Origin of the sequence: Mesorhizobium sp. M6A.T.Cr.TU.017.01.1.1 (genome assembly GCF_004023115.1) — a bacterium.
GTDB classification, from domain to species: domain Bacteria; phylum Pseudomonadota; class Alphaproteobacteria; order Rhizobiales; family Rhizobiaceae; genus Mesorhizobium; species Mesorhizobium mediterraneum.
On record NZ_RZTA01000003.1, the window covers coordinates 93,133 to 115,442 of the forward strand.

The 22,310-nt window shown below is 63.3% G+C and carries 22 protein-coding genes; 10 read left to right on the top strand and 12 right to left on the bottom strand.

Annotated features, from left to right (window positions below; all coding sequences use genetic code 11):
• Nucleotides 1-246: 246 nt before the first annotated feature.
• From ugpC (EOB36_RS01845) to EOB36_RS01890, 10 genes are all read right to left on the bottom strand, one after another.
• Nucleotides 247-1,332: a sn-glycerol-3-phosphate ABC transporter ATP-binding protein UgpC gene (ugpC, locus tag EOB36_RS01845; protein ID WP_128284146.1), complete on the bottom strand. Its 1,086-nt coding sequence runs from the start codon at nt 1,330-1,332 to the stop codon at nt 247-249.
• Complete coding sequence (locus EOB36_RS01850) at nt 1,325-2,362, bottom strand: ROK family protein (RefSeq protein ID WP_095487078.1); 1,038 nt, start codon at nt 2,360-2,362, stop codon at nt 1,325-1,327. Before EOB36_RS01850 ends, ugpC (EOB36_RS01845) begins: the two co-directional genes overlap by 8 nt.
• Entirely contained in the window at nt 2,362-3,084 is a 723-nt protein-coding gene (locus tag EOB36_RS01855; RefSeq protein ID WP_127288461.1) for a ribulose-phosphate 3-epimerase, read from the bottom strand. The genes EOB36_RS01850 and EOB36_RS01855 overlap by 1 nt, the downstream gene beginning before the upstream one ends.
• Nucleotides 3,081-3,914 carry an alpha/beta hydrolase gene (locus EOB36_RS01860; RefSeq protein WP_128284147.1) on the bottom strand — a complete coding sequence of 278 codons (834 nt, stop codon included), beginning with the start codon at nt 3,912-3,914 and terminating at the stop codon, nt 3,081-3,083. The genes EOB36_RS01855 and EOB36_RS01860 overlap by 4 nt, the downstream gene beginning before the upstream one ends.
• Nucleotides 3,914-4,732 carry a sugar phosphate isomerase/epimerase gene (locus EOB36_RS01865; RefSeq protein WP_128284148.1) on the bottom strand — a complete coding sequence of 273 codons (819 nt, stop codon included), beginning with the start codon at nt 4,730-4,732 and terminating at the stop codon, nt 3,914-3,916. The genes EOB36_RS01860 and EOB36_RS01865 overlap by 1 nt, the downstream gene beginning before the upstream one ends.
• Nucleotides 4,732-5,808: a Gfo/Idh/MocA family oxidoreductase gene (locus EOB36_RS01870; RefSeq protein ID WP_128284149.1), complete on the bottom strand. Its 1,077-nt coding sequence runs from the start codon at nt 5,806-5,808 to the stop codon at nt 4,732-4,734. Before EOB36_RS01870 ends, EOB36_RS01865 begins: the two co-directional genes overlap by 1 nt.
• 10 nt (nt 5,809-5,818) lie before the next feature.
• Nucleotides 5,819-6,592 (bottom strand): sugar phosphate isomerase/epimerase, encoded by a 774-nt coding sequence (locus EOB36_RS01875; protein WP_128284164.1) that lies wholly within the window; start codon nt 6,590-6,592, stop codon nt 5,819-5,821.
• A gap of 69 nt (nt 6,593-6,661) precedes the next feature.
• Nucleotides 6,662-7,498, bottom strand: a complete 837-nt coding sequence (locus tag EOB36_RS01880) for a carbohydrate ABC transporter permease (RefSeq protein ID WP_128284150.1) — start codon at nt 7,496-7,498, stop codon at nt 6,662-6,664.
• A complete protein-coding gene (locus EOB36_RS01885) occupies nt 7,495-8,424 on the bottom strand; it encodes a sugar ABC transporter permease (protein ID WP_128284151.1) in 930 nt (309 codons plus the stop codon). Before EOB36_RS01885 ends, EOB36_RS01880 begins: the two co-directional genes overlap by 4 nt.
• Before the next feature lie 4 nt (nt 8,425-8,428).
• Nucleotides 8,429-9,775, bottom strand: a complete 1,347-nt coding sequence (locus tag EOB36_RS01890; protein ID WP_128284152.1) for an ABC transporter substrate-binding protein — start codon at nt 9,773-9,775, stop codon at nt 8,429-8,431.
• A 156-nt stretch (nt 9,776-9,931) separates the two neighbouring features.
• Between EOB36_RS01890 and EOB36_RS01895 the strand changes: the two genes are divergently transcribed.
• Both EOB36_RS01895 and EOB36_RS01900 read left to right on the top strand, forming a co-directional pair.
• Entirely contained in the window at nt 9,932-11,080 is a 1,149-nt protein-coding gene (locus tag EOB36_RS01895) for a Gfo/Idh/MocA family oxidoreductase (protein WP_128284153.1), read from the top strand.
• An 18-nt stretch (nt 11,081-11,098) separates the two neighbouring features.
• On the top strand, nt 11,099-12,082 hold the full coding sequence (locus EOB36_RS01900) for an alpha/beta hydrolase (protein WP_128284154.1): 984 nt from the start codon (nt 11,099-11,101) through the stop codon (nt 12,080-12,082).
• On the opposite strand, the gene EOB36_RS01905 is transcribed toward EOB36_RS01900, so the two are convergent.
• Nucleotides 12,063-13,088 carry a LacI family DNA-binding transcriptional regulator gene (locus tag EOB36_RS01905; RefSeq protein WP_128284155.1) on the bottom strand — a complete coding sequence of 342 codons (1,026 nt, stop codon included), beginning with the start codon at nt 13,086-13,088 and terminating at the stop codon, nt 12,063-12,065. The two genes, EOB36_RS01900 and EOB36_RS01905, sit on opposite strands and share 20 nt — an antisense overlap.
• A gap of 205 nt (nt 13,089-13,293) precedes the next feature.
• On the opposite strand from EOB36_RS01905, the gene EOB36_RS01910 reads away from it, so the two are divergent.
• The 8 genes from EOB36_RS01910 (at nt 13,294) to ugpC (EOB36_RS01945) (ending at nt 21,528) form a co-directional block, all read left to right on the top strand.
• Complete coding sequence (locus tag EOB36_RS01910; protein WP_126104670.1) at nt 13,294-14,241, top strand: sugar kinase; 948 nt, start codon at nt 13,294-13,296, stop codon at nt 14,239-14,241.
• Entirely contained in the window at nt 14,238-15,524 is a 1,287-nt protein-coding gene (locus EOB36_RS01915; protein WP_126104671.1) for a D-tagatose-bisphosphate aldolase, class II, non-catalytic subunit, read from the top strand. The genes EOB36_RS01910 and EOB36_RS01915 overlap by 4 nt, the downstream gene beginning before the upstream one ends.
• A gap of 180 nt (nt 15,525-15,704) precedes the next feature.
• On the top strand, nt 15,705-16,589 hold the full coding sequence (locus EOB36_RS01920; protein WP_126104672.1) for a dihydrodipicolinate synthase family protein: 885 nt from the start codon (nt 15,705-15,707) through the stop codon (nt 16,587-16,589).
• 23 nt (nt 16,590-16,612) lie between these two features.
• A complete protein-coding gene (locus EOB36_RS01925; RefSeq protein ID WP_128284156.1) occupies nt 16,613-17,272 on the top strand; it encodes a GntR family transcriptional regulator in 660 nt (219 codons plus the stop codon).
• Nucleotides 17,273-17,334: 62 nt separating this feature from the next.
• Nucleotides 17,335-18,669 (top strand): sugar ABC transporter substrate-binding protein, encoded by a 1,335-nt coding sequence (locus EOB36_RS01930; RefSeq protein ID WP_095487645.1) that lies wholly within the window; start codon nt 17,335-17,337, stop codon nt 18,667-18,669.
• Nucleotides 18,669-19,607, top strand: a complete 939-nt coding sequence (locus tag EOB36_RS01935) for a sugar ABC transporter permease (RefSeq protein ID WP_126104675.1) — start codon at nt 18,669-18,671, stop codon at nt 19,605-19,607. The genes EOB36_RS01930 and EOB36_RS01935 overlap by 1 nt, the downstream gene beginning before the upstream one ends.
• Entirely contained in the window at nt 19,608-20,429 is an 822-nt protein-coding gene (locus EOB36_RS01940; protein ID WP_023797160.1) for a carbohydrate ABC transporter permease, read from the top strand.
• Between the two features lie 40 nt (nt 20,430-20,469).
• Nucleotides 20,470-21,528, top strand: a complete 1,059-nt coding sequence (gene ugpC / locus EOB36_RS01945; protein WP_128284157.1) for a sn-glycerol-3-phosphate ABC transporter ATP-binding protein UgpC — start codon at nt 20,470-20,472, stop codon at nt 21,526-21,528.
• 296 nt (nt 21,529-21,824) lie between these two features.
• On the opposite strand, the gene EOB36_RS01950 is transcribed toward ugpC (EOB36_RS01945), so the two are convergent.
• On the bottom strand, nt 21,825-22,055 hold the full coding sequence (locus EOB36_RS01950; RefSeq protein ID WP_095487047.1) for a hypothetical protein: 231 nt from the start codon (nt 22,053-22,055) through the stop codon (nt 21,825-21,827).
• Nucleotides 22,056-22,310: the final 255 nt, after the last annotated feature.

Sequence of the window (22,310 nt, forward strand, 5' to 3'; positions counted from 1 at the left end):
CGATTGCGGGTTCCGCGCCCGGTTCGGGCCACTTTTCGTCAGGCATTTCTCCTCCCAGAGCGCTGACCGATGCCTGTCAGCATTTCCGCATGTTTTAGAAAAATTTGACACGCGTCAAGATTTAAAATGGTATGCAGCGGCTTTTGATGTGCTGCAGCGCAGCAGGGAAAGGGAGGAAGAACGCGGCGATGAAGGACAGGCGCTGGCGCTGTCCCGCCAACGTCTCCCGAATGTCGGGGATTCAACTCAAGACAGCGAGGCCAGCGCCGGGCCATCCATACGAAACAGATGGCAGACCGCGGGAGAAATATCGAGCGCGATGGGGCTGTGCAGCCGCGTGGTGTCGCCACCTTCGGCCTGCACCACCAGGGTGACATCGGGCGCGACCTCGACATGCAGTATTGTCAGGCTGCCCAGCCGCTCCGCCAGCACGGCTTGCCCCTTGAACTGTCCGTTGGCAGAGATGCGGAGATGCTCCGGCCGTATGCCGAGCAGCAACTCGTCGCCGGGTCGGGTTGCGCCCGCCGCAACTGGCACGGACAAGGCCGAGCCGTCCGGCAATGTGACGGAGACGCCTTTGGGACCAGTCGCGGCCACTTTCAGCCTCAGCAGGTTCATCTTCGGCGAGCCGATAAAGCCGGCGACGAAGATGTTTGCCGGCTTGTTATAAAGATCGAGCGGCGAACCGACTTGCTCGATGTTGCCGCCGTTCAGCACGACGATCTTGTCGGCCATGGTCATGGCCTCGGTCTGGTCGTGGGTGACATAGATCATCGTCGCGGCCAGATGTTCATGCAGGCGCATCAGCTCAAGCCGCATGCTGACCCGCAAGGCGGCGTCGAGATTGGACAGCGGCTCGTCGAACAGGAAAACTTTGGGATTGCGCACGATGGCGCGGCCGATGGCGACACGTTGGCGCTGGCCGCCCGACAGCGCCTTCGGCCGCCGGTCGAGAAGATGCGAAAGCTGCAGCACCTCGGCTGCCTCTCGCACCTTGCGTTCCTTTTCCGCGGCGGAAACACCGGCGATCTTCAGTGCAAAGCCCATATTCTCGGCCACCGTCATGTGCGGATAGAGCGCGTAGGACTGGAACACCATGGCGAGCCCCCGCTCGGACGGATCGATGTCGTTGGCCCGCACGCCATCGATCAGCAAATCGCCGGCGGTGATCTTTTCCAGGCCGGCGATCATGCGCAGCAGCGTGGACTTGCCGCAGCCGGACGGGCCAACGAAGACGACAAATTCGCGGTCCTCGACGTCCAGGTCAAGGCCCTTGATGATCTCGACGGATCCGTAGGACTTGCGCGCACCACGCAGCTTGAGCTCAGCCATGGCTTGTCTCCCTGGCATCGGCACGTTCGGTCGCGCCGTGTTCGTTGTCGTCGTCCTGCGCCATCGCCAGTGGGGCGCCCGGTTCGCCCTCCCACAGGATCAGGCTGGCCGCGCCGATCAGTCCTGCGCGGTCGCCGAGCTGTGCCGGCACGATCGGCACATCCCGGTAGGCCGGCATGGCCCGCTGCTCGACGGTTGCCCTGATGGTTGGAGCCAACAGGTCGAAACCGTTGGCGAGGCCGCCGCCCATGACGATCAGGTCCGGCGAATAGAGGTGAAGCAGGTTGGTGAAGCCGATGCCGAGCCACTTCGCTTCCGCCTCGATCAATTCGAGCGCACTGATATCGCCGGCACGCGCGGCGTCGACGACGTGCCTGGCCGAAACGTCGCCGTCAGCCGAAAGGCGCCTGAGCAGGGAGCCATCGCCCGGCGCTGTCAGCGCCGTGGCGCGCCGCCCGAGCGCGGTTCCGGAGGCGACCGCCTCGAAACAGCCGACAGCGCCGCAGAAGCAGCGATCGCCCTCGCCGGTGATGGTCATGTGGCCGATCTCGGCCGCCAGACCGCGCCGGCCGTGATAGATATGGCCGTCGGCAACCACGCCGCCGCCAATGCCGGTCGACACGGTGACGAACACCAGCGAGCCGCTGCCACGGCCGGCGCCGAGGCGCCATTCGCCGAGAGCCGCCGCATTGGCGTCGTTCTCCAGCCGCACCGGCAGGCCGAATTGCCGGCCGAGAATGTCGATCAACGGCACGTCGTGCCAGCCGGCCAGGGTCGGCGGGGCGATCACGATGCCGGCCTTGGGATCAAGCGGCCCCGGCGCGCCGATGCCGATGCCGACGACATCCGCCTGTGGGCGCTGTGTCAGAAGAGCCCCGGCCAGTGCAATGATCTGGCCGATCACCGCATCGGATCCCGCGATCGCCATCGTCGGCGCCGAAACTTGCGCGACAACGCGGCCGCCGCTCTCGACTAGCGCGCCGCGCAGCTCCGTTCCGCCGAGATCGAAGGCGAGGGCTAGTCTTGTCATCAGGCGGCGACCTTCAGCCCATGCAGCCAGGCCATGCGTTGCGCGAGGTCGGGGTCGCCGAATGCCAGCGATCCGAGCACCACCGTCTCGGCCCCGGCGGCGCGCAAGCGCGGCACCGTCTCGTGGCGGATGCCGCCGTCGGCAGCCAGGATGATGTCGGTTTCACGGCCGGCTTGCCGCATCAGCGTGCGCGCCTCTAACAGGCGTGGGCAGGCCTGGTCGGAAAGGCTCTGGCCCTTGACCCCGATGGATGTGCCGAGAAGCGTCACGAACGCGACTTGCGACAGGAAAGGCGTGACCGCAGCGACCGGCGTTTCCAGCCTGAGCACCACACCGGCCTCGGCGCCGAGATCATGCGCCAGCCGCACGGCGCGCAGGCCGGCTTCGCCGTTTTCGGCATGGACACTGACCAGGTCGGCGCCGGCCTCGATGAACTGGCGCGTCTGCTCCTCGACGATCTCTGCTTCGACCATCAGGTGCACATGGATCGGCTTTGCCGTCAGCCCGGCGATCCGCGACACCAGATCAGGAAAGAACAGGAAGCCGGGGGTGAAGCGGGCGTCTGCGACGTCGATATGATGCAGGTCGACATGAGGTTCTATGCGCTTCAGGTCGCGCTCCATATTAGCAAGATCGGCCGACCACAGCGAAAACTCGCCGAGCAGCCGGTTGCGTGGCAAGGCGGCGATAGCAGCGGGGCCGGACAGGGATTTGATGGTCATGACGGAACGAGGCTCCGGAAGTTGAAGTGAGCGTGAAGGAAGGTCGTGATCTCAGCCTGCAGCTCGGCGAAATGCCGGCCGCTGTCGAGCGCCTTGGGTGAGATTTCCGCAAAGGTTGCACCGGGAATCGCCGCGGCAAGCGTGCGCGCAGCCGGCAGCGGATGCACCGCATCCATGGCGTTGCCGATGACCAGCGTGGGGATGCCAAGGGCAGCGGCGTTGTTCGCCGAAACACCTGGGCCGTCGGCGGCAATGTCGGTGAGGACCTGCGCGAATGGCGCAGCATCCGGCCGGTCGAAATAGCCGAACAGCGAGGCAAGGTTGTCGGGTGCTTCGCGCTTCAGGCGCGCGGCGGTTTTCGATTGCGTGAAGATCGTCCTGGCCTTCTCGGGGCCGAGGTCGAGGATGAGGCCGGCAACCTCGGCGATCGGCCGCAGGTTCGCCGGCGCGCTGTCGAAAATCCAGGCCGGGCGCACGAGCAGCAGGCCGGCGACGCGGTCCGGATGGCGGCAGGCAAGGCGCAAGGCGATCGCGGCGCCCATGGAAATGCCGCCCGCAACGAAACGATCGAGGCCGGCCTGATCGGCGGCGGCAACAACATCGTCCGCGAACATCTCCAGGGAAAACGGACGGCTGGTGCCCAGTCCAGAGGCGCCGTGTCCGCGGCATTCCAGCGTGATGCGCCGCAATCCCGGCCCGGGGGGGAAAGCCTGGGCGACCTGCGCCTCGCCACCGCCCAGCCCGTGCTGAAAGACGACGGCAAGCCCGTCGCCATGGTCGGAGACTTGAAGCGCGGCGTCGTCGCGAAGCAGAGCGGCCGGGCGAGCCATCAGGTCAGCCCCTTCAGGAAGCGGGCAACCCCGGGCGCTTCGTCAGCCGAAAGGCCGTGCGTGACCAGCGCCCCGTCAAAGCCTGATACTTTTAGCCGGGCGACAAAATCCGGGAAATTGACGACACCTTGCCCGGCGGTGGCGAAGCGGCCGTCGGCAAAGCGGTCCTTCGCGTGGGCCATGGCGACATGGCCGGCCGTGGTCTCGACCGCAGCGGCTACGATGGCGCGTGCTTCGTCGGGGCTCGCCTGCTCAAACAGGTTCGCCGGATCGAGCACGATGCGCAGCCGTTTAGAGTCCATCTCTGCAATGAGGCGCATCGCATCCGACGCCGAGGTGACGATGTTGGCCTGTTCGGGCTCGATGCCGAGATCGACACCGTGGCGCTCCGCAAGATCAAGCGCCTTTTCCACCTCGCTCGCCATGTCGTCCCATGCCTCAGGGTCGGCATTGTCGGGGTGATACGCCCACTGATCGTCCGCGTTGCGCGTTCCCGTGCATAGCGTGACCAAGGGAACGGAAAGGTCTGCCGCAGCCTTGATGATCACGCCAAGCCGGCGCAGGCCGTCGTCGCGCACAGTCCTGTCTGGATGGGCCATGTTGTAGGTGCCCGAGAGCGCCACCAAGGCGATGCCGAAAGCATTCGACGCGGCCGCGATGGCGCTGATGGCGTCGTCAGGGACCGCATCCGGCATGGACGGCAGGCCGGCGCAGGCTAGGTTGAACTGGGTGACGGCAAATCCGGCGTCGCGCACCGCCGCCAGCACGCCGGCCGGCTCACGCCCCGGGAAGGTCTTGGCGAACACCCCGATCTGCATCAGACCGCTCCCGTCACGCTGGCGATCTCGACGCGATCACCGGTTTCGACCGAACGTGCGATCGCCACCATGGCGCGGATCGAGGCAAGCCCGTCCTCGACGTTGGCGCCGCGCATCGGCTTGTCGTCAAGGACTGTCTCCGCGAGGCCTTCGAGCTGGCGCCTGAAGAAATGCCCGTCGGCGCCCAGCGGCTTTCGTGATGTCGCATCCTTCTCGTGAAAAATATCAACCTCGCTCGCCCGGAAATACCAGGGATTGAAGGTCTTCGCGATCACCGAGCCGTTCTCGCCATAGAGCTGAAAACCCTCGTGCCAGTCCATGCGGACGGCCACGGTGAGATCGAGATGGCCAAGCGCGCCGTTGGCGAACTCCGTTTCGACGAACCAGCAATAGGCGCCGAAACGCTCGTTGAGGCGGGCACGCACGGCGACGATCTCGCCGCACAGGAAGCGCGCCGTGTCGACGAGGTGCGAGCCGTGCGCGAGCATGAAATACTGCCTGAGATCGGCTTTCGGATTGCCGCCAGGTTTCCTTGCCAGCTTGCTGGTGACGGGAAGCGGCTGGACCGCATCAGTGTTGGTGTAGCGATGGGTGGAATCGCAATACCAGGCCTTCAGCGCCAGGATTTCGCCCATCTCGTCGCGGACGAAATCGCGCGCCGCTTCCAGCGCCGGATCGAAGCGCTTCATATGGCCGACCTGCAGCACCTTGCCGGAGCGCCTGACCGCATCGGCGAGCATCTCGCCTTCCTCGACCGAGACGCCGATCGGCTTCTCGCACAGCACGTGCTTGCCGGCCTCGAGCGCCTTGATCGACATCGGAACGTGATAGGCGTCCGAGGTCGCGACGATCACCGCCTCCAGTTGCGGGTCGGCGAGCATCTCATCGTAATCGCCATACATCTTTTCGGGTTCATAGGTCGCGCCCATGCGCGCCAAGAGATCGGGGGCGGCATCGCAGATCGCATAGAGGTCGGCATTACTGGCCTTCACGCAGGATTCGAGATGGGCGAATTGCGCGATCGGCCCGCAGCCGAGCACGCCGACACGAAGGCGACGGTCTTGCTTCAGGATCATGGTCTCTTCCTCACGCGCCGTAGCCGCGCATGGTCTGGCGGTTGGTCTTGACGGCGGCCGCTGGATCGGCGGCAGCGGTCTCGGATTCCTCCTCCAGCACCAGCCAGCCGTTGAAGTTGGGCGCGGCACCGGCGATGTCGATCACCTTTGCCGTGTCGCAGACACCCTTGCCGAGCATAGCCCATGTACCGCTGGCGTCGACGTCCTTCAGATGCACATAGCGGATGCGGTCGCGATAGGTGGTGAGCGTATCCGCCATATCAGCGTGGCCGCGCAATATGTGGCCGGTGTCGGGCACCCAGCCGACGAGCAACGGATCGACCAGCCCGAAAATCCGGTCATAATCGGCACGGTCAAAGAGCAGCGTGTTGTGATGGGAACTCGGATGGACGGTGACATTGACGCCGGCCCTGCGCCCGAGTTCGCCGGCCTTGTTGTAGACGTCGGCCGCGATGGCGAATTTGTCGTCGCGCGGGCCGTCGGACACGACGGTAGCCGAGCCCATCGAAACCAGCGCGCCTGGAAAGGCGGCGGCGAAGTCGATCCAGCGCTTGGCGGTCTCGAGGTCGGTGCCGATCTTCTCCTTCAGCGTGAAGCCGCTTTCCGAGCCGAAGGCGAAGGAAACCAGGGTGAGGCCGGCCGACTTCAGTGCCGTGGCGAATTCCGCCGGCCTGTCGACATAGCGGCCGATCATCGTGTCGGTGATCTCGATGCCGGCATAACCGCCATCGGCGATCGCCTTCAAGAGATCGTCGGGGCCACCGGAAAACCGGTCTCCGAGCATTTCCCAGGTAAAGGTCTGGCAGCCGACTTTCAGGTCTTTCACGATCGTCCTTTCATTCCTTGATGCCGCTCATTCTTTGATGCCACCTTGGGTCAGCCCTTCGATGATGTGTCGCTGGAAGAATAGCACCAGCACGATCAAAGGAACGGTGACGACCGCCGAAGCTGCGGCGATGTCGCCCCAGGGCACATAATAGAGGTTGGTGAAGTTGGCGATGCCGACAGGGATCGTCTGGCGATCGATGTTGGAGGTGAAGGCGAGAGCGAACAGGAACTCGTTCCAGGCGGTGATGAAGGCGAGCAGGCCGGTCGTCACCAGGCTCGGCAGCGACATCGGCAGGATGATGTGCCAGAGCAGGCCGGGAACGCTGACGCCGTCCATGCGCGCCGCTTCGTCGATCTCGCGCGGCAGCGTCTCGAAATAGCCGAACAGCACCCAGGTGACGAGCGGCAGCCCGAGCGCGAGGTAGGTTATGATCAGCGCCGTATAGGTATCGAGCAGGCCGAGATTGGTCGCCACCAGATAGAGCGGCCCGACCAGCGCGATCTGTGGGAACATCGACACCGAAAGGATGACCATCAATATGCCGAAGCGGCCCTTGACGTTCAGTCTGGACAGCGCGAAGGCGGCCAGCGACCCGACGAAGAGGCACAGGAATGTCGTGGCCAGCGAGACCACCAGCGAATTCCAGACATAGCGGTGTAAATCCTTCTCGATGAAGGCGTTGTAGTAGTGCTCAAGCGTGAAGGGCGCGGGGATCAGCGATGGAGAGCCCGAGGTCAGCGCTTTGTCGAGCTGGAACGATGTCGAGAACTGCCAGATGAACGGGCCGCCGGACCAGACCAGGATCAGCAGCGCGCCGAGATAGATGGCTATGGTCTGCAGCGGTGAGCGCGTGTCCTTCATTGCGCCCTCCTGATCTGCCTGATGAGATAGAGGCAAAACGCCAGTGCGATGATGCCCTCGGTGACGAACATGGCCGTCGAAACGGCTGAGCCATAGCCGAATTGCAGCGTCGAGAAGAGCACCTTGTAGGACAGTGTCGACAGCGTCTCGGTCGAATCGGCCGGACCGCCGCCGGTCAGCACATAGACGAGGTCGAAGACGCGAAACGCGTCGAGCGCGCGAAACAGGCCGGCAATCAGCAAGGTCGGCATGAGCAGCGGCAGGCGGATGTACCAGAAGGTGATCCAGCCTTTCGCACCATCCATGCGCGCCGCCTCGATCAGCGAATTGGGCACCGTCTGCAGCCCGGTCAAAAGCAGGAGCGCCATGAACGGCGTCGTCTTCCAGACATCGGCGATGATGATGGTGGTCATCGCGGTGTCGGGAGAGCCGTACCAGTTGATGTTCTGGTCGATCAGCCCGGCATGAAGCAGGATATAATTGATGATGCCGTTCTGACCGTCGAACAGCCAGCCGAACATTTTCGAGGTGACCACCGTGGGCATCGCCCAGGGAACCAGCATGGCGGCGCGAACCAGGCCGCGTCCTTTGAAGGCCTCGCACAGGATGAGCGCCATGCCGAGCCCGATGACCGTCTCCAGTATCGTAGATGCCGTGGTGAACCACATCGTGTGCCACCAGGCATTCCAGAATTGAGCGTCGCCCCATAGCTGCACATAGTTGGAGAAACCCGAGAACTCGTTCTCTTGGGTGATCAGCGAGGTGTTGGTGAGCGAGAGATAAAGCCCGTTGATGATCGGGTAGAAGGAAACCGACGCCAGCGACACGAAGGCCGGCGTCAGCAGGAGCAAGGCCCAGACAGCGCCCGGAAGCGCCTTGCCAAGCCGCGGCCGGCCAATGCCAGAAACAGTGGCCGCCGCGGTCATCGGTTCAGCCGGCGATCTGGTCGATTTGCGCCGCCAGCGCGTCCATCTCGGCCTGGACATTGCCCGAGACCAGCGCCTTGGAGATGCCGGACTGCAAGGCCAGCGTCACCTTGGCGTATTCGGGTGTGATCGGTCGGGCGGTGGCGCCGGTGAACACGTTCTCGAGGCTCGCCATGAACGGCTGTTCGGTCTTGATCTTCTCGTCCTGGAACAGCGCCGGGCGCGTCGGCGCGAGGCCGAAGTTTAGGGCGATGCGGTGCTGGGTTTCGGTCGACGACAGCCATGTCAGCAACTCGATCGCGGCTTCGCGCTGCTTGGAGTTGGCGTTGACGCCGAGCTGATAGCCGCCGAGACAGGCCGAGCTCTTGCCGCCGGGGAAAGACGGCAATGGTGCTACGCCAACCTTGTCCACCACCTGGGAGGCCTTGGCGTCCTGGGCGATCGGATAGACGTAGGACCAGTTGCGCATGAACATCGCCTTGCCCGAGGTGAATGGCTGACGCGAGGGCTCCTCGTCCCAGGATAGGACGTCCTGCGGGCTGATCTTGGTCCCGTTGATGCTGTCGTGCAGGAACTGGATCGCGTCGACCGCCGCCTTCTGGTTGATCAGCGACGACTTGCCGTCGGGCGCAAGGATCGCGCCGTTGTTGGAGGTGATGATCTCGACCGCGTCACAGACCAGAACCTCGGCCTGCTTACCTTGCCAGAGATAGCCGAAGTCGACATCGCCGGCCTTCTGCGCGGCGGCGGCGATGGTCGCCATGTCGGCCCAGTTTTCCGGCACCTTGCCGCCATGCTTTTCCAGCATGTCCTTGCGGTAATAGAACATGCCCGAATCCATGAACCAGGGCAGGGCGGTCAGCTTTCCGTCATAGGTACAGGCGTTGAGGGTTCCGGAGAAGTAGGCGCTGCGCTTGTCCGCCGGAAAGTACTCGTCGAGCGGCAGCGCCCAGCCGGCGGCGGCGAAGCCGGCGATCCAGATCACGTCCTGACTGAAGACGTCGGGCGTGCCGGTGCGCCGGGCAAGCTGCTGGACAAGGCCCTGATAGACCTCCGTCGAGGAACTCGGCGGCGGCAGCTCGATGTTCTTGACCAGAATGCGGTCCTGCGATTCGTTGAAGGCCTTGATCAGGTCGCCGAAAGTCTCCTTGCCGAAGAAGGCGGCACTGGCGAAACTGATTTCGGCGCGCGACTGTGCGCGAGCCCGGCGAACGCCCAGCCCGGTGCTCAGCCCAAGTGTTGCCGCGCCCAGCAGTCCGGCGCTGCCAATGAGAAACTGCCGGCGGTCGGCGATCGTCACATGCGCAACCGGCTTCGAGCCGGAGACCGGCCCTTTTTTGATGTCAGTCATTTTCTCTCCTCCTTGCGCTGGCAGCCTCCCCAGCCAGCATTTGCGCATGTTCCAGAAAAATTTTACGCGCGTCAAGATTTAAAATGCTGTAAAGCGGCTTTCGAATGTGATCCGTTGCCGGTGCAATGATTCACGGCGTTGGGAGGTAGAAAAAAAATGCGAGGACAATCAGGAGCTAAGCTCGGCATCGGCGTAGTCGGGTGCGGCAACATCTCGATGACTTATTTGCGCAATGCGGCTCTGTTCGGTGAGGTGGAACTGCGCGCCTGCGCCGATATATCGCCCGATATGGCGGCCCTGCGTGCCAGCGAATATGGCATCCGGGCAGTCAGCGTCGATGCGCTTCTGGCCGATCCCGAAATCGATCTCGTCCTCAATCTGACCATCCCGGCGGCGCATTTCGACATCTCGTTTTCGGCGCTTTCGGCGGGAAAGCACGTCTTCACCCAAAAACCGCTGGCGACCTCGGCTAGAGACGGCCGCCGCCTTGTCACCGAGGCGACGGAGCGCGGGCTGCTGCTGGGCTCGGCTCCGGACACCTTCCTCGGCGCCGCCGGACGGCGGGCACGCCGCCTCATGGACGACGGCGCGATCGGCCGCGCGGTGACCGGCACTGCCTTCATGATGGGGCGTGGCATGGAGCACTGGCATCCCAATCCGCAATTCTACTACCAGCCCGGCGGCGGACCGGTCTTCGACATGGGCCCCTATTACCTGACGATGCTGGTCAATTTGCTCGGGCCGGTGGCTCGCGTGATGGCGATGGCAACGCGGGGCCAGGAAGAGCGGTTGATCACCGCCGAAGGCCCTTACAGGAACACCAGCTTCAAGGTCGGCACGCCGACCAACGTCCTGTCGCTGCTGGAGTTTCGCTCGGGCGCCACCGTCACCTTCGGTGCCTCGTGGGACGTCTTCAGGCACTCCAATCATCCGATCGAGTTGCATGGGACCGAAGGCTCGCTCAGGCTGCCCGATCCGGATACGTTCGGCGGCACCGTCTCGCTGTCGGAACGTGGGGCCGACTGGGCCGATTTTCCCAGTGACAGCGAACTCTACGGCGCGCGCAATTGGCCCTTCGCCGCGCCCGACCGCGCGAATTACCGCATGCTCGGCGTTGCCGATCTTTCGCGCGCGCTGATATCAGGAAGAAGGCCGCGGGCGTCCGGCGACCTTGCGCTGCATGTGCTGGAGATCATGGAGGCGATCCTCGCTTCGGGAGAGAGCCGCGAGTCCGTCGCCGTCAACGCAACGGTCGGTCAGCCACCGCTCCTCCAGGAGGACGAAGCGGCCAGCCTGCTTGCCTGATATCGGAGGACACTTACGATGACGACCTCGCTTTCGCCCCTGCTCGATCCAGAGGCCCGGCATGTGCTCGACCTTGGGCGAGAAGCGGCAGCCCCGCCGTTCGAAAGCGGCACGCCTGAAGAGGCGCGCCGCGCCTATGAGCAGGACTTTCCGGCACTCCAGGGCGAGCGCAAGCCGGTCGGCTCACTGACCGAGCGCACCATCGCCGGCCCTTGCGGCTCGTTGACGCTCAGGATCTATCGCGGACAGGGCGCGGTCGGGGCCGCTGCCCCGGCGCTGCTCTATCTGCATGGCGGCGGCTGGGTGATCGGCAATCTCGAGTCGCATGACGAGATCTGCCGGTGGTTTGCCAATATGGCGGCGTGCGCCGTCGTCTCGCCCGACTACCGGCTGGCGCCGGAGCACAAATTTCCGGCGGCGATCGAGGACTGCCGCGCTGCACTTTCTTTCATGCAGAACGGCGCGGGCGATCTCGGCATCGATGCAGGAAGGATCGCTGTCGCCGGCGACAGCGCCGGCGGCAATCTCGCCACCGTGCTTTGCCTGCTTGCGCGCGGCGACAAGAACCCGCCGACCGCGCAACTGCTGTTCTATCCGAACACGGACGCCTCGCAGGCGGCAGACAGCTATCGCCGCTTTGCCGAGGGCTACGGTCTGACATCGGCGACCATGGCCTGGTTCCGCGAACACTATATCAGGGATGCCGGCGATATCGACGACTGGCGCGTGTCGCCGCTCAAGGCCGCAAGCCTTGCCGGCATAGCGCCGGCTTTTGTCGCAATCGCCGGTCATGACATCCTCGCCGACGAAGGCGAGGCTTATGCCAAGCGTCTGGTGGATGACGGCGTGCGGGTCGTGCTGCGGCGCTCGCCCGGCCAGATACACAGCTTCGTCTCGATGGGCCGCCACGGCCCGGCGGCGAGGCAAGCGGTTGGCGCAGCGGTTGCCGCATGGCGCGGCTTCGATCCTGCCTTTGGAACGCTCAGGCCGACTGACGCATGACCAGAGTCGCGTCGAGACTGACCTTGGGGGCAACTGCCGCGTCGTCCTCGTCCAGCAAGGTCAGCAGCGTCTCGACGCTGCGTCCCGCCATGGACGCGAAATCCTGCGCCATGGTGGTGAGGGCAGGACAGGTATAGCGGCTTAGCGGATGATCATCATGGGCCGCGACCCGCAGGTCGCAATCGCCTCTGCGACCGACTTTGCGGCCTTGCGAATAGGCGGCAGCCATCACGCCGAAGGCGAGACGGTCGTTGGCGCACAGGATGGTCTTTCCCGGCAGGCCACCATTGCCGAGCATCTTTTCCATCTGCTCGTAGCCGATCCGCTCGAAATCCCAAGTATAGTCTTCGGTATTGCCGATGATGACTGGCTCATGGCCGAGCCGCTGCATGGTGGCGACATAGCTGTTCACTCGTTCTGGCGAGTTGTGGTTGACATGCGGGATGTCGAAATAGACCGGCGCGTCGCCGGAGCGGGTGAGATACTCGACGATCGTCGAGACGCTCTGGGCATTGTTGTTGCCGACGAACGGCGTGCTGCCTTCGAGATAGGTATCGAAATAGACGATTGGGATCGCCTGTGTAAGCTTCTCCAGCGTGCGGTGGTCCGAACGCAGCCCAAGCGGCGCAATCAACGCGCCGGAAACTTTCAGCGAAAGAATGGTTCGTGTCGCTTCCACTTCGAGCTCGCGCGAGCCATGCGAGGAGATCACGATCGGCCAGTAGCCCTCATCGCGCAGCCTGAGTTCGATGCGGCTGACCATTTCGGAATAGAAGGGATCGGCGACCGTCGGCACCACGATGCCGATGCTGCGGGTCCGCTTTCGGTTCAGGTTGCGCGCAAAGAGATTGGGCTGGTAGTCGGACGCGCGCAGCGCAACCTCGATCCGCTGCCGTGTCGCCGGCTTGACACTGGTCGGATCATCGAAATATTTCGACAGCGTTGGCCTGGAGACGCCGCAAGAGCGGGCGAAATCCTCCATCGTCTTGTGTGTCATCGACATCAAATCCCTCGCGCCGCTCCAGCGCTAGCCCGGTCCCTACATACGGCGCGCCAGCGTGCAACCGCAAGTCGAAAGTTTACGAACAAATTCATCTGTTTTCATGCGTAAATTTATTAATTGACGCGAAAAAGCACAAGTCCTATCACCTCCGGTAAGGCGAATTCGAAAGTCGTATCACCCGAAAAAACGCCGGGAGGAGTTCAGCGGGATGAAGACACTCGTCAGCGCCGGCGAGATCCTCGTCGAGATCATGGCCGAGCGGATCGGCCAGAGCTTTCTCGAGCCTGGTCCGCTGCTTGGACCCTACCCGTCCGGAGCGCCCGCCATCTTCATCGGCCAGGCGGCGGCGCTCGGCCAGCCGGCCGGCCTCATCGGCGCCGTCGGCGACGATGATTTCGGCAGGCTGAATATCGAGCGGCTGCGGGCACTAGGCGCCAACGTGTCGGCGATCGCGGTTCACACGGGCCATGCGACGGGCACGGCCTTCGTCACCTACCGGGCCGATTCCAGCCGGCATTTCGTCTTCAACATCCGCAACAGCGCCTCCGGCCTGATCGAGAGCGGCCCGGCGGCAACAAAGCTGCTGGCCGGTGCCGATCATGTTCATGTCATGGGCTCGTCGCTGTTTTCCGACCGCGCCATCGCGGTGGCGCTATCGGCGATCGAGACTGTCAAGGCCGGGGGTGGAACCGTGTCCTTCGATCCGAACATCCGCCGCGAGATCATGCAGGCTTCCGGCATGCGCACGGCGCTCGACCATGTGCTGGCGCGAGCCGATATCTTCCTGCCGAGCGGTGAGGAGCTCTTCCTGTTTTCATCCGCCAAGGACGAGAAGGGCGCGGTCGACGAATTGCTGAACCGTGGCCTGTCCTGCATCGTCCTGAAGAAAGGCGCCGCGGGCGCCACCTATCATGATCGCCACGGCACGGTCGCCTCACCCGGCTTTGCCGTCGACGAGGTCGATCCGACCGGCGCGGGCGATTGCTTCGGTGCTGCTTTCGTCTCGTTCTGGTTGCGCGGGGCGGCTCCCGCAGACGCAATGCGGATTGCCAATGCCTGCGGTGCGCTCGCTGTCACCCGCAAGGGACCGATGGAGGGCATTTTCCCGCTTGAAGCGGTCGAAGCCTTCATCGCCACAGGGAAGAACATGCAGTGAGTGCCGCGACGCAGAGGTTTGCAAACATTGCGGCGAGGCGCGCTGCAGGCGAGAAAAGCGGCATCGCCTCGGTCTGCTCGGCGCATCCGCTGGTGATCGAGGCCGCCTTGCGTCATGGCGCGGCGCGGCATGCGGATGTTCTGATCGAGGCCACCTGCAACCAGGTCAACCACGAGGGTGGCTACACCGGGATGACGCCGCCCGACTTCCGCAGCTTCGTCGAGGCGCATGCGAAGAAAGCGGGTTTCCCGGTCGATCGCCTGATCCTTGGCGGCGATCATCTTGGACCCAATCCGTGGAAACACATGGCTGCTGCCGCCGCCATGAAGAACGCCGCGGCGATGATCGATGCCTATGCGAGCGCCGGCTTCACCAAGATGCATCTGGATACGAGCATGGCCTGCGCCGACGATCCTGCCGTGCTTGCCGACGAGACCATCGCCGCGCGGGCGGCCGAACTTGCCGCAATCGCCGAGGCGGCGGTCGAGCGGGCAGGCGGCGAAAGACCGGTCTACGTCATCGGCACCGAAGTGCCGGTGCCGGGCGGTGCGCTGGAGGCGCTCGACCACCTGCATGTGACGGCGCCCGACGATGCTTTGCGCACCGTAGAGGTACACGCCCGAGCGTTTTCCCGCGCCGGCCTCGACGACGCTTTTGGCCGTGCGATCGGCGTCGTCGTCCAGCCTGGTGTCGAGTTCGGCAACGCCGAGATCGTGCCCTATGCGCCGGCCAAGGCGACTGAATTGGTGGCGGTGCTCGACCGCATGCCGCAATTCGTTTTTGAGGCGCATTCGACCGACTATCAGCCGGCCGAAGCGCTCAACGCTCTCGTGCGCGATGGTTTTGCCATCCTCAAGGTCGGCCCCTGGCTGACCTTCGCGCTTCGCGAGGCGCTGTACGGGCTCAGCCACATCGCCGATGTGCTCGCGCCTGACCCTTCGCGTGAAAGCCTGCCTGTCGCGATGGAGCGCATCATGCTGGCGTCGCCGGCCAATTGGCAGAAATACTATCCGGCCACGCCGGAAGAGCAGCGCGTGCAGCGGCATTTCTCGTTCAGCGACCGCATCCGCTACTACTGGCCGACGCCGGACGCGCAGCGCGCCACGCAAAAGCTATTGGATGTGCTGGGCGAAAAGGACATTCCCCGGCCTCTTGTCAGCCAGTATCTGGGGCAGCTCGACGCCGAGGTTGCGGCAGGCCGGATCAAACCTTTCGCGCACGACCTTCTGATCGGCAGCATCACCCGTGTCCTCGACATCTACGCAGGCGCGACGGGACAGTAGGGCGGATCGGCCCTGGGCGGTGTGCTGGTCGCACCGCCGAAAAGCGTCACGCGCGAAACCTCTCTGTTCATGTCCGACTCTCGATATCGCCAGCGTTTCGAAAAAGACACTGCTGCAATTTACAACTAACATGTTAGCGTGTTAGCAGTGCTTACAGATCGACATCTGGAGAAAATAGCAGTGGCTTCGCGCTTTGGTCTTTCGGTTGCCCTCACCACGCCTTTTGATGCGTCCGGGCAAATCGCCATCTCTCCAATGGTCGCGCAAGCCCAGGCTTGCCTTAGCGCCGGCTGCAGCAGCGCAACGCTCTTCGGCACCACGGGGGAAGGCGCCTCGGTGGGGACTGGAGAGCGGCGGATTGTCACCGAAGCCATGCTTGCCGCCGGCATTGCGGCGCATCAGCTCGTCGCCGGCGTGCTGGTCGATGCGGCCGAAGACGCCGCCGAACAGGCGCGGCACGCCTTGCAGCTCGGCGTCCGCAACATACTGCTGGCCCCGCCGAGCTACTTCAAGAATGTCGGCGAGGACGGGCTGTTCGGATGGTTTTCCGCCGTCTTCGCCGCGCTCGGCCCGCTGGCTCGCGGTGTCCTGCTTTACAACATCCCTTCTGTCACCATGGTGCCGCTCCCGCTTAGCCTGATCGGTCGGCTGCGTGCGGCCTTCCCCGGCGTGATCGCCGGTGTAAAGGATTCGGGTGGCGACTGGAGCTATAGCGAGGCGTTGCTAAAGGCCCATGGCGACCTGGTGATTCTAATCGGCGACGAGCGGCATTTGGCGAGAAGTGCGCGCCAGGGCGGGCAAGGCGCCATTTCCGGCATGGCCAATTTCGTCACCGGTGAAATCCGCGCCATGGCCGAGGACGGGCGCGACGACGCCCGCGTCGAGAGCTTCGTGCTCGAATTGCTCAAATATCCGGTCACCCCGGCGGTGAAGGTCATGGTGGCGCGCAAGACCGGCGACGAGCGCTGGCTGGCGGTCCGTCCGCCACTCGAGCCGATCGCTGCGCAGGGGCGGCAACAGCTTACTGCTGCCTATGACAGGCTGTTTGCGACAGAGCCGGCCTGACCGGCAAGGAAGAAACCGCTGAAATGGACGACAGCAGCGAACCGGCCACCCTCAGGGAAAAAGCCTATGCCAGCTTCACGCGGCATTTGCTGGCTCGTGATCTGCGGCCGGGACAGTTCGTGTCGCAGCGCGAACTGGTTGCCTTTACCGGGTTGACGCTTGGCGCCATCCGCGAGATCGTGCCGCGGCTCGAAGCCGAGGGGCTTCTGATGACCATCCCGCAGCGCGGCATGCAGATCGCCCATATTGATATCAGCCTGATCCGCGAGGCTTTTCAGTTCCGCCTGTTCATGGAGCGCGAAGCGGTGGCGCTATTCACCGTCAACGCGTCCGACGCCGAGCTCGCCCGCCTGCGGCGCGAACATGAGGACATGCTGGCTCAAGCGCTGTCGCAGGCGCCGACGCCGGAAATGGAAGCCAAGGCCCAGAACATCGATTGGGCGATGCACGACACCTTCATCGATGCGCTGGGCAACGAGATCATCGCCAAGGCGTACCTGGTCAATTCGGTAAAGATCAGGCTAATCCATCAGGAGCGTTTCCGTATCGACGGGCGCGTCGTGCCGGTGATGCATGAGCACCTGGCAGTGATCGAGGCGATCGAGAGCCGCGACCCGCAAAAGGCGGTCGAGGCGATCAGCCGGCATATCGACAATGCGCGCCGGTTGGCGCTCCAGATTTGAGGACGTATGGTTCGCGGCTGCCGCGAGCTACCCACAACGACAGCAACCCAAGGGAGGAAGAAATGTCGTCCAATCCGTTCAAGCCAACAAGAAGGCAAGTCCTTGCAGGAACCACGGCGCTCGCCGCGGGCCTGGCGGGCCTTCGCCCGAGCTTTTCCGCCAGCGTCGACTGGAAGCGTTTTGCCGGCACGACGCTCGACGTCAATCTGGTCAAAAGCCCGCGCAGCGACACCATCCTGAAATATATCGCCGAATTCGAGGAGCTGACCGGCATCAAGGTCAATGCCGAGGCGACGCCGGAACAGCAGCAGCGGCAGAAGACCGTGATCGAGCTCAGCTCCGGCAAACCGAGCTTCGATGTCGTGCATCTGAGCTATCACGTGCAGAAGCGCCAGTTCGAAAAGGGTGGCTGGCTGGCCGATATCGCCGGCTATCTCGCCGACCCGACCTTGACCGATCCTGGGCTGGTCGAAGGCGATTTCGCCGAAGCCGGCATGCTTTTCGCCAAGGACAGTCAGGGCGTGCTGCGTTCGCTGCCCTTCTCGGTGGACTACTGGATCGTCTACTGGAACAAGGAGCTGTTCGAGGCCAAGGGCCTCAAATACCCTGAAACGTTTGAGCAGATGGTCGCCGCCGCCGAAGCGCTGACCGATCCGTCGACCAACACGTTCGGGTTCGTCGCCCGCGGCCTCAAGAATGCCAACACGCCGGTGTGGACATCGCTGATGCTCGGCTACGACATGACGCCGCTCGACGACAAGGGAAAGCTGCGCACCGAAACGCCCGAGGCGATCGAGGCCGCCGCCCTCTACCAGAGGCTGATGACCAAATCCGCCCCTCCTGGCGTCACCGGCTTCAATTGGGCTGAAGCGCAGTCCGCCTTTCTGCAAGGCAAGATCGGCATGTGGTTCGATGGCGTGGGTTTTGCTCCGCCGATGGAGAATCCCGAAAAGTCGCGGGTGGTCGGCAAGGTCGGCTATGGCGTGATGCCCAAGGGCCCGAAGGCGCATGCCTCCGGGACGTTTGGTGACGGCCTCGGCGTGACCGCTTCCAGCGAAAAGAAGGAAGCTGCCTATCTCTTCTGTCAGTGGGCGGTTTCCCCGGCCATGGGCGCGCGCCTGCTTCAGGCCGGCGCCGGCGTGCCTTTCCGCAAGTCGATACTGGAAGACCCCAAGGTGCGCGAAGGCGTCACCATGCCGGCAAGCTGGCTCGATGCCGTCGTCGGCTCGGGCAATATCAGCCGGCTGGCGCTGCCGGTGATCATCCCGGTCACCGAGTTTCGCGACATCTACGGCGTGGCGTTGACCAACATGATTGCTGGTGCTGATCCTGCCGAAGAGCTGAAGAAGGCCACCGAACAGTTCCAGCCGGTGCTCGACAGGAGCGAGCAGGGCTGATGTCTGCCATCGCCCCTGAACGCACCGGGGTAGCGACGCAAGCCATTGAAGGGAGCCAGACGATCCGGCTGGCTCCCAACTACTGGCCCTTCGTCGTTCCGGCGCTCGTCGTCGTTGGCGCCGTGATAGTCTTTCCCTGGGCTTTCACGCTCTGGATGAGCGTCAACCGCTGGACGCTCGGCCAGTCGCGGAGCTTTGCCGGGATGGAAAACTATCTCCGTCTGGCCAGCGACCCGCGATTCTGGGAATCCCTGGTTCATACGTTGACCTATACCTCCCTGTCGGTGGCAGCGCCAATGTTCCTGGGCACTGTCGCCGCCCTGATCTTCGACGCCAAGTTTCCGCTGCGTGGGCTGCTGCGTGGCGTCTTCGTCATGCCGATGATGGCAACGCCCGTTGCCGTCGCGCTGGTCTGGACCATGATGTTCCATCCCCAGCTCGGCGTGCTCAACTATCTTCTATCGCTGGTCGGCATCCCGGCGCAGGAATGGATATTCAATGCCAAAACGGTCATCCCTTCGCTGGTTGCGGTCGAGACCTGGCAGTGGACGCCGCTGGTGATGCTGATTGTGCTGGGCGGGCTGGCCTCGGTACCGCGCGAGCCCTTCGAGAGCGCCGAGATCGATGGTGCCAATGCCTGGCAGCAGTTCCGCTACCTCACTCTGCCGATGATCGCGCCGTTCCTGATGATCGCGTTGATCATTCGCACCATCGATGCGCTGAAGAGCTTCGACATCATCTTTGCAATGACTCAGGGCGGGCCGGGCACGGCGTCGGAAACCATCAACATCTACCTCTACAACACCGCCTTCTCCTACTACGACATTGGCTATGGCTCGGCGATGGCCGTGGTGTTCTTCATCGTCATCGTGGCGCTGTCCTTCATCCTCCTGATGCTGCGCCAGCGCTCGCAGTGGATCGACGCGGAGGGCAAATAGATGAGCTCACGTCTGCTCAACCAGATCGGGCTGTTTTTCGCGGCTCTGGTCATTGTCTCGCCGGCGATCCTGTTCTTCCTCTGGATGATCTCGCTTTCGCTGAAATTCGAGATCGACAACGGCGCCTATCCGCCGATCCTGATTCCCGAACGTTTCGCCTGGTCAAACTATGTAAAGGTGTTCGAGGAGAACAATTTCCTGCTCTATCTCTGGAACTCGGTTCTGGTGACCGGCACGGCGACACTTCTGGCGCTGCTGATCGGCGTGCCGGCCGGCTATGGCATAGCGCGGCTCAAGGCCGAAAAATCGGCGGTCGTCATCATGATCGCCCGCATGACGCCCGGGCTATCCTATCTCATCCCGTTGTTTCTGCTGTTCCAGTGGATCGGAATCCTCGGCACGCTCTGGCCGCAGATCATCATCCATCTGGTGGTGACGGTGCCGATCGTGGTCTGGGTGATGATCGGCTATTTCGAGACCACGCCGATGGAGCTGGAAGAGGCGGCCAACATCGACGGCGCCAGCTCCTGGCAGGTGTTCCGGCTGGTCGCTCTTCCCATCGCCAAGCCGGGCATCGTTGTCGCCTTCATCCTGTCCGTCATCTTTTCGTGGAACAACTTCGTCTTCGGCGTGGTGCTCGCCAGCCGTGAGACACGCACGCTGCCGGTCGCCGTCTACAACATGCTTTCCTATGAGCAGGTGAGTTGGGGGCCGCTCGCCGCCGCAGCACTTGTGGTGACGCTGCCGGTGCTGGTCCTGACCATGTTTGCGCAAAAGCAGATCGTCGCGGGGCTGACCGCCGGAGCGGTCAAGGGCGGCTGAAGCCGCATAGCTCGACATCACTCTTTTCCGGAGAAATCCAATGGCATCGGTAACAATCAACAACGTGCAGAAGGTTTTCGGAGCCACCAAGATCATTCACGACGTCAGCGTCGACATCGCCGACGGCGAATTCGTCATCCTGGTCGGCCCGTCGGGATGCGGAAAGTCGACGCTGCTGCGCATGATCGCCGGACTTGAAACGATCTCGGGCGGGAAGATCGCCATCGGCGAACGTATGGTCAACAACCTGCGGGCGCGGGACCGCAACATCGCCATGGTGTTCCAGAACTATGCGCTCTATCCGCATATGACGGTGGCCGACAATATGGGCTTTGCCCTGAAGATCAAGAAAGCCGATCCGGCCGATACCGCCGGCCGCGTCAGGAATGCCGCCAACATCCTTGGGCTGGAAAAGCTGCTTGAGCGCTACCCGCGTCAGCTCTCCGGCGGCCAGCGCCAGCGCGTCGCCATGGGTCGCGCCATCGTGCGCGACCCGCAGGTCTTCCTGTTCGACGAGCCGCTCTCCAATCTCGACGCCAAGCTGCGCGTCCAGATGCGCGGCGAGATCAAGGCGCTGCACCAGCGGCTGGGCACCACCACCATCTACGTCACGCATGATCAGATCGAAGCGATGACCATGGCTGACAAGATAGTCGTGTTGCATGACGGCCTGGTCGAGCAGATCGGCGCGCCGCTCGACCTCTACGACCAGCCGGCCAATCTCTTCGTTGCCGGCTTTATCGGCTCGCCCGCCATGAACTTCATTGCCGGCCGCATCGAGGAAGGCGTGTTCCGCAGCGCCGGTGGGCTGATCCTGCCGCTGCCGGAAGGCGCCCACCCGGCCGATGCTGCAGGACGCGAACTTGTCTACGGCATCCGCCCCGAACATATCCGCGCAACCGCCGGGGGAATGCCAGGCACGGTCACGCTTCTGGAAGCCACGGGTTCGGAAATCTTCGCCAAGGTCGACTGCGCCGGTGAGGAAATTTCCTGCCTGTTCCGCGAGCGGCTTCCGCTCAAGCACGGCGCGCAGGTGCGGATCGAGATCGATCGCGCCTGCGCCCACCTGTTCGACGCGAAAACCGGCCGGCGTATGTGATTGGCGTGGGTTGCGCGACGGGCTCGCTCACGGCTGAGGTTCACCAAGACTTTGAAACTATGGTGATCCCGACAACGTCATTGAGGAACTGGGGCGACAGCTACCGCTCTTACAGCATGCCAGCGGGGCATCACAGTTCAATGGCCATGCAAGTCCGAAGCCACTAACCCCTCGCCTATCCTCCTGCACGCAACGGCGCTGCGGCACTTTGATCTGCCGCATCACCCGGCCTTGGGCCCTGGCAAAAAACCACTCCGATTTTCGGCGACGCCGACCTTCGGTTCGTGGATCATGCGCTAGAGCCAGATACCATCTTTGCGGTCGAGCGGGCCAACGCTCTCGGGTCCCGGATCAGCTTCTGCGGCTTCTGCGCCGTAGACCGTCCAGAGCATGTAGACAAAATACCCGACCTGCAAAACTATCGGGCTAATGATCGCCCAGCCGATTGAACCCGTTGCCCAATACGTCGAGATCGAAACAAGGCACGACGTAGTGAGTATCCCCACCAGGACCTGCAGAACGTTCATCTGTTTTTTCAAAGCGTCCCGGAACTGACAACAGCCGAGAGGCTCCCCCAACCCAATACTCGATACTCAATACCCCGAACCAACATCTCATTATTTTAGGGGTGGCGCAAGTACCATGTCGGGTAGCGGCTGAGGCATGCAACCTTCAGTTTTAAGTTGTTTAATTCCGGCGGTCTGTCGGCTGCCAACTAAGGGTGTAAAAGCTGGTGGAGGCGACTCTCGCGGATGGCTGCGCCTGGGGCGATCGGGGTGTGT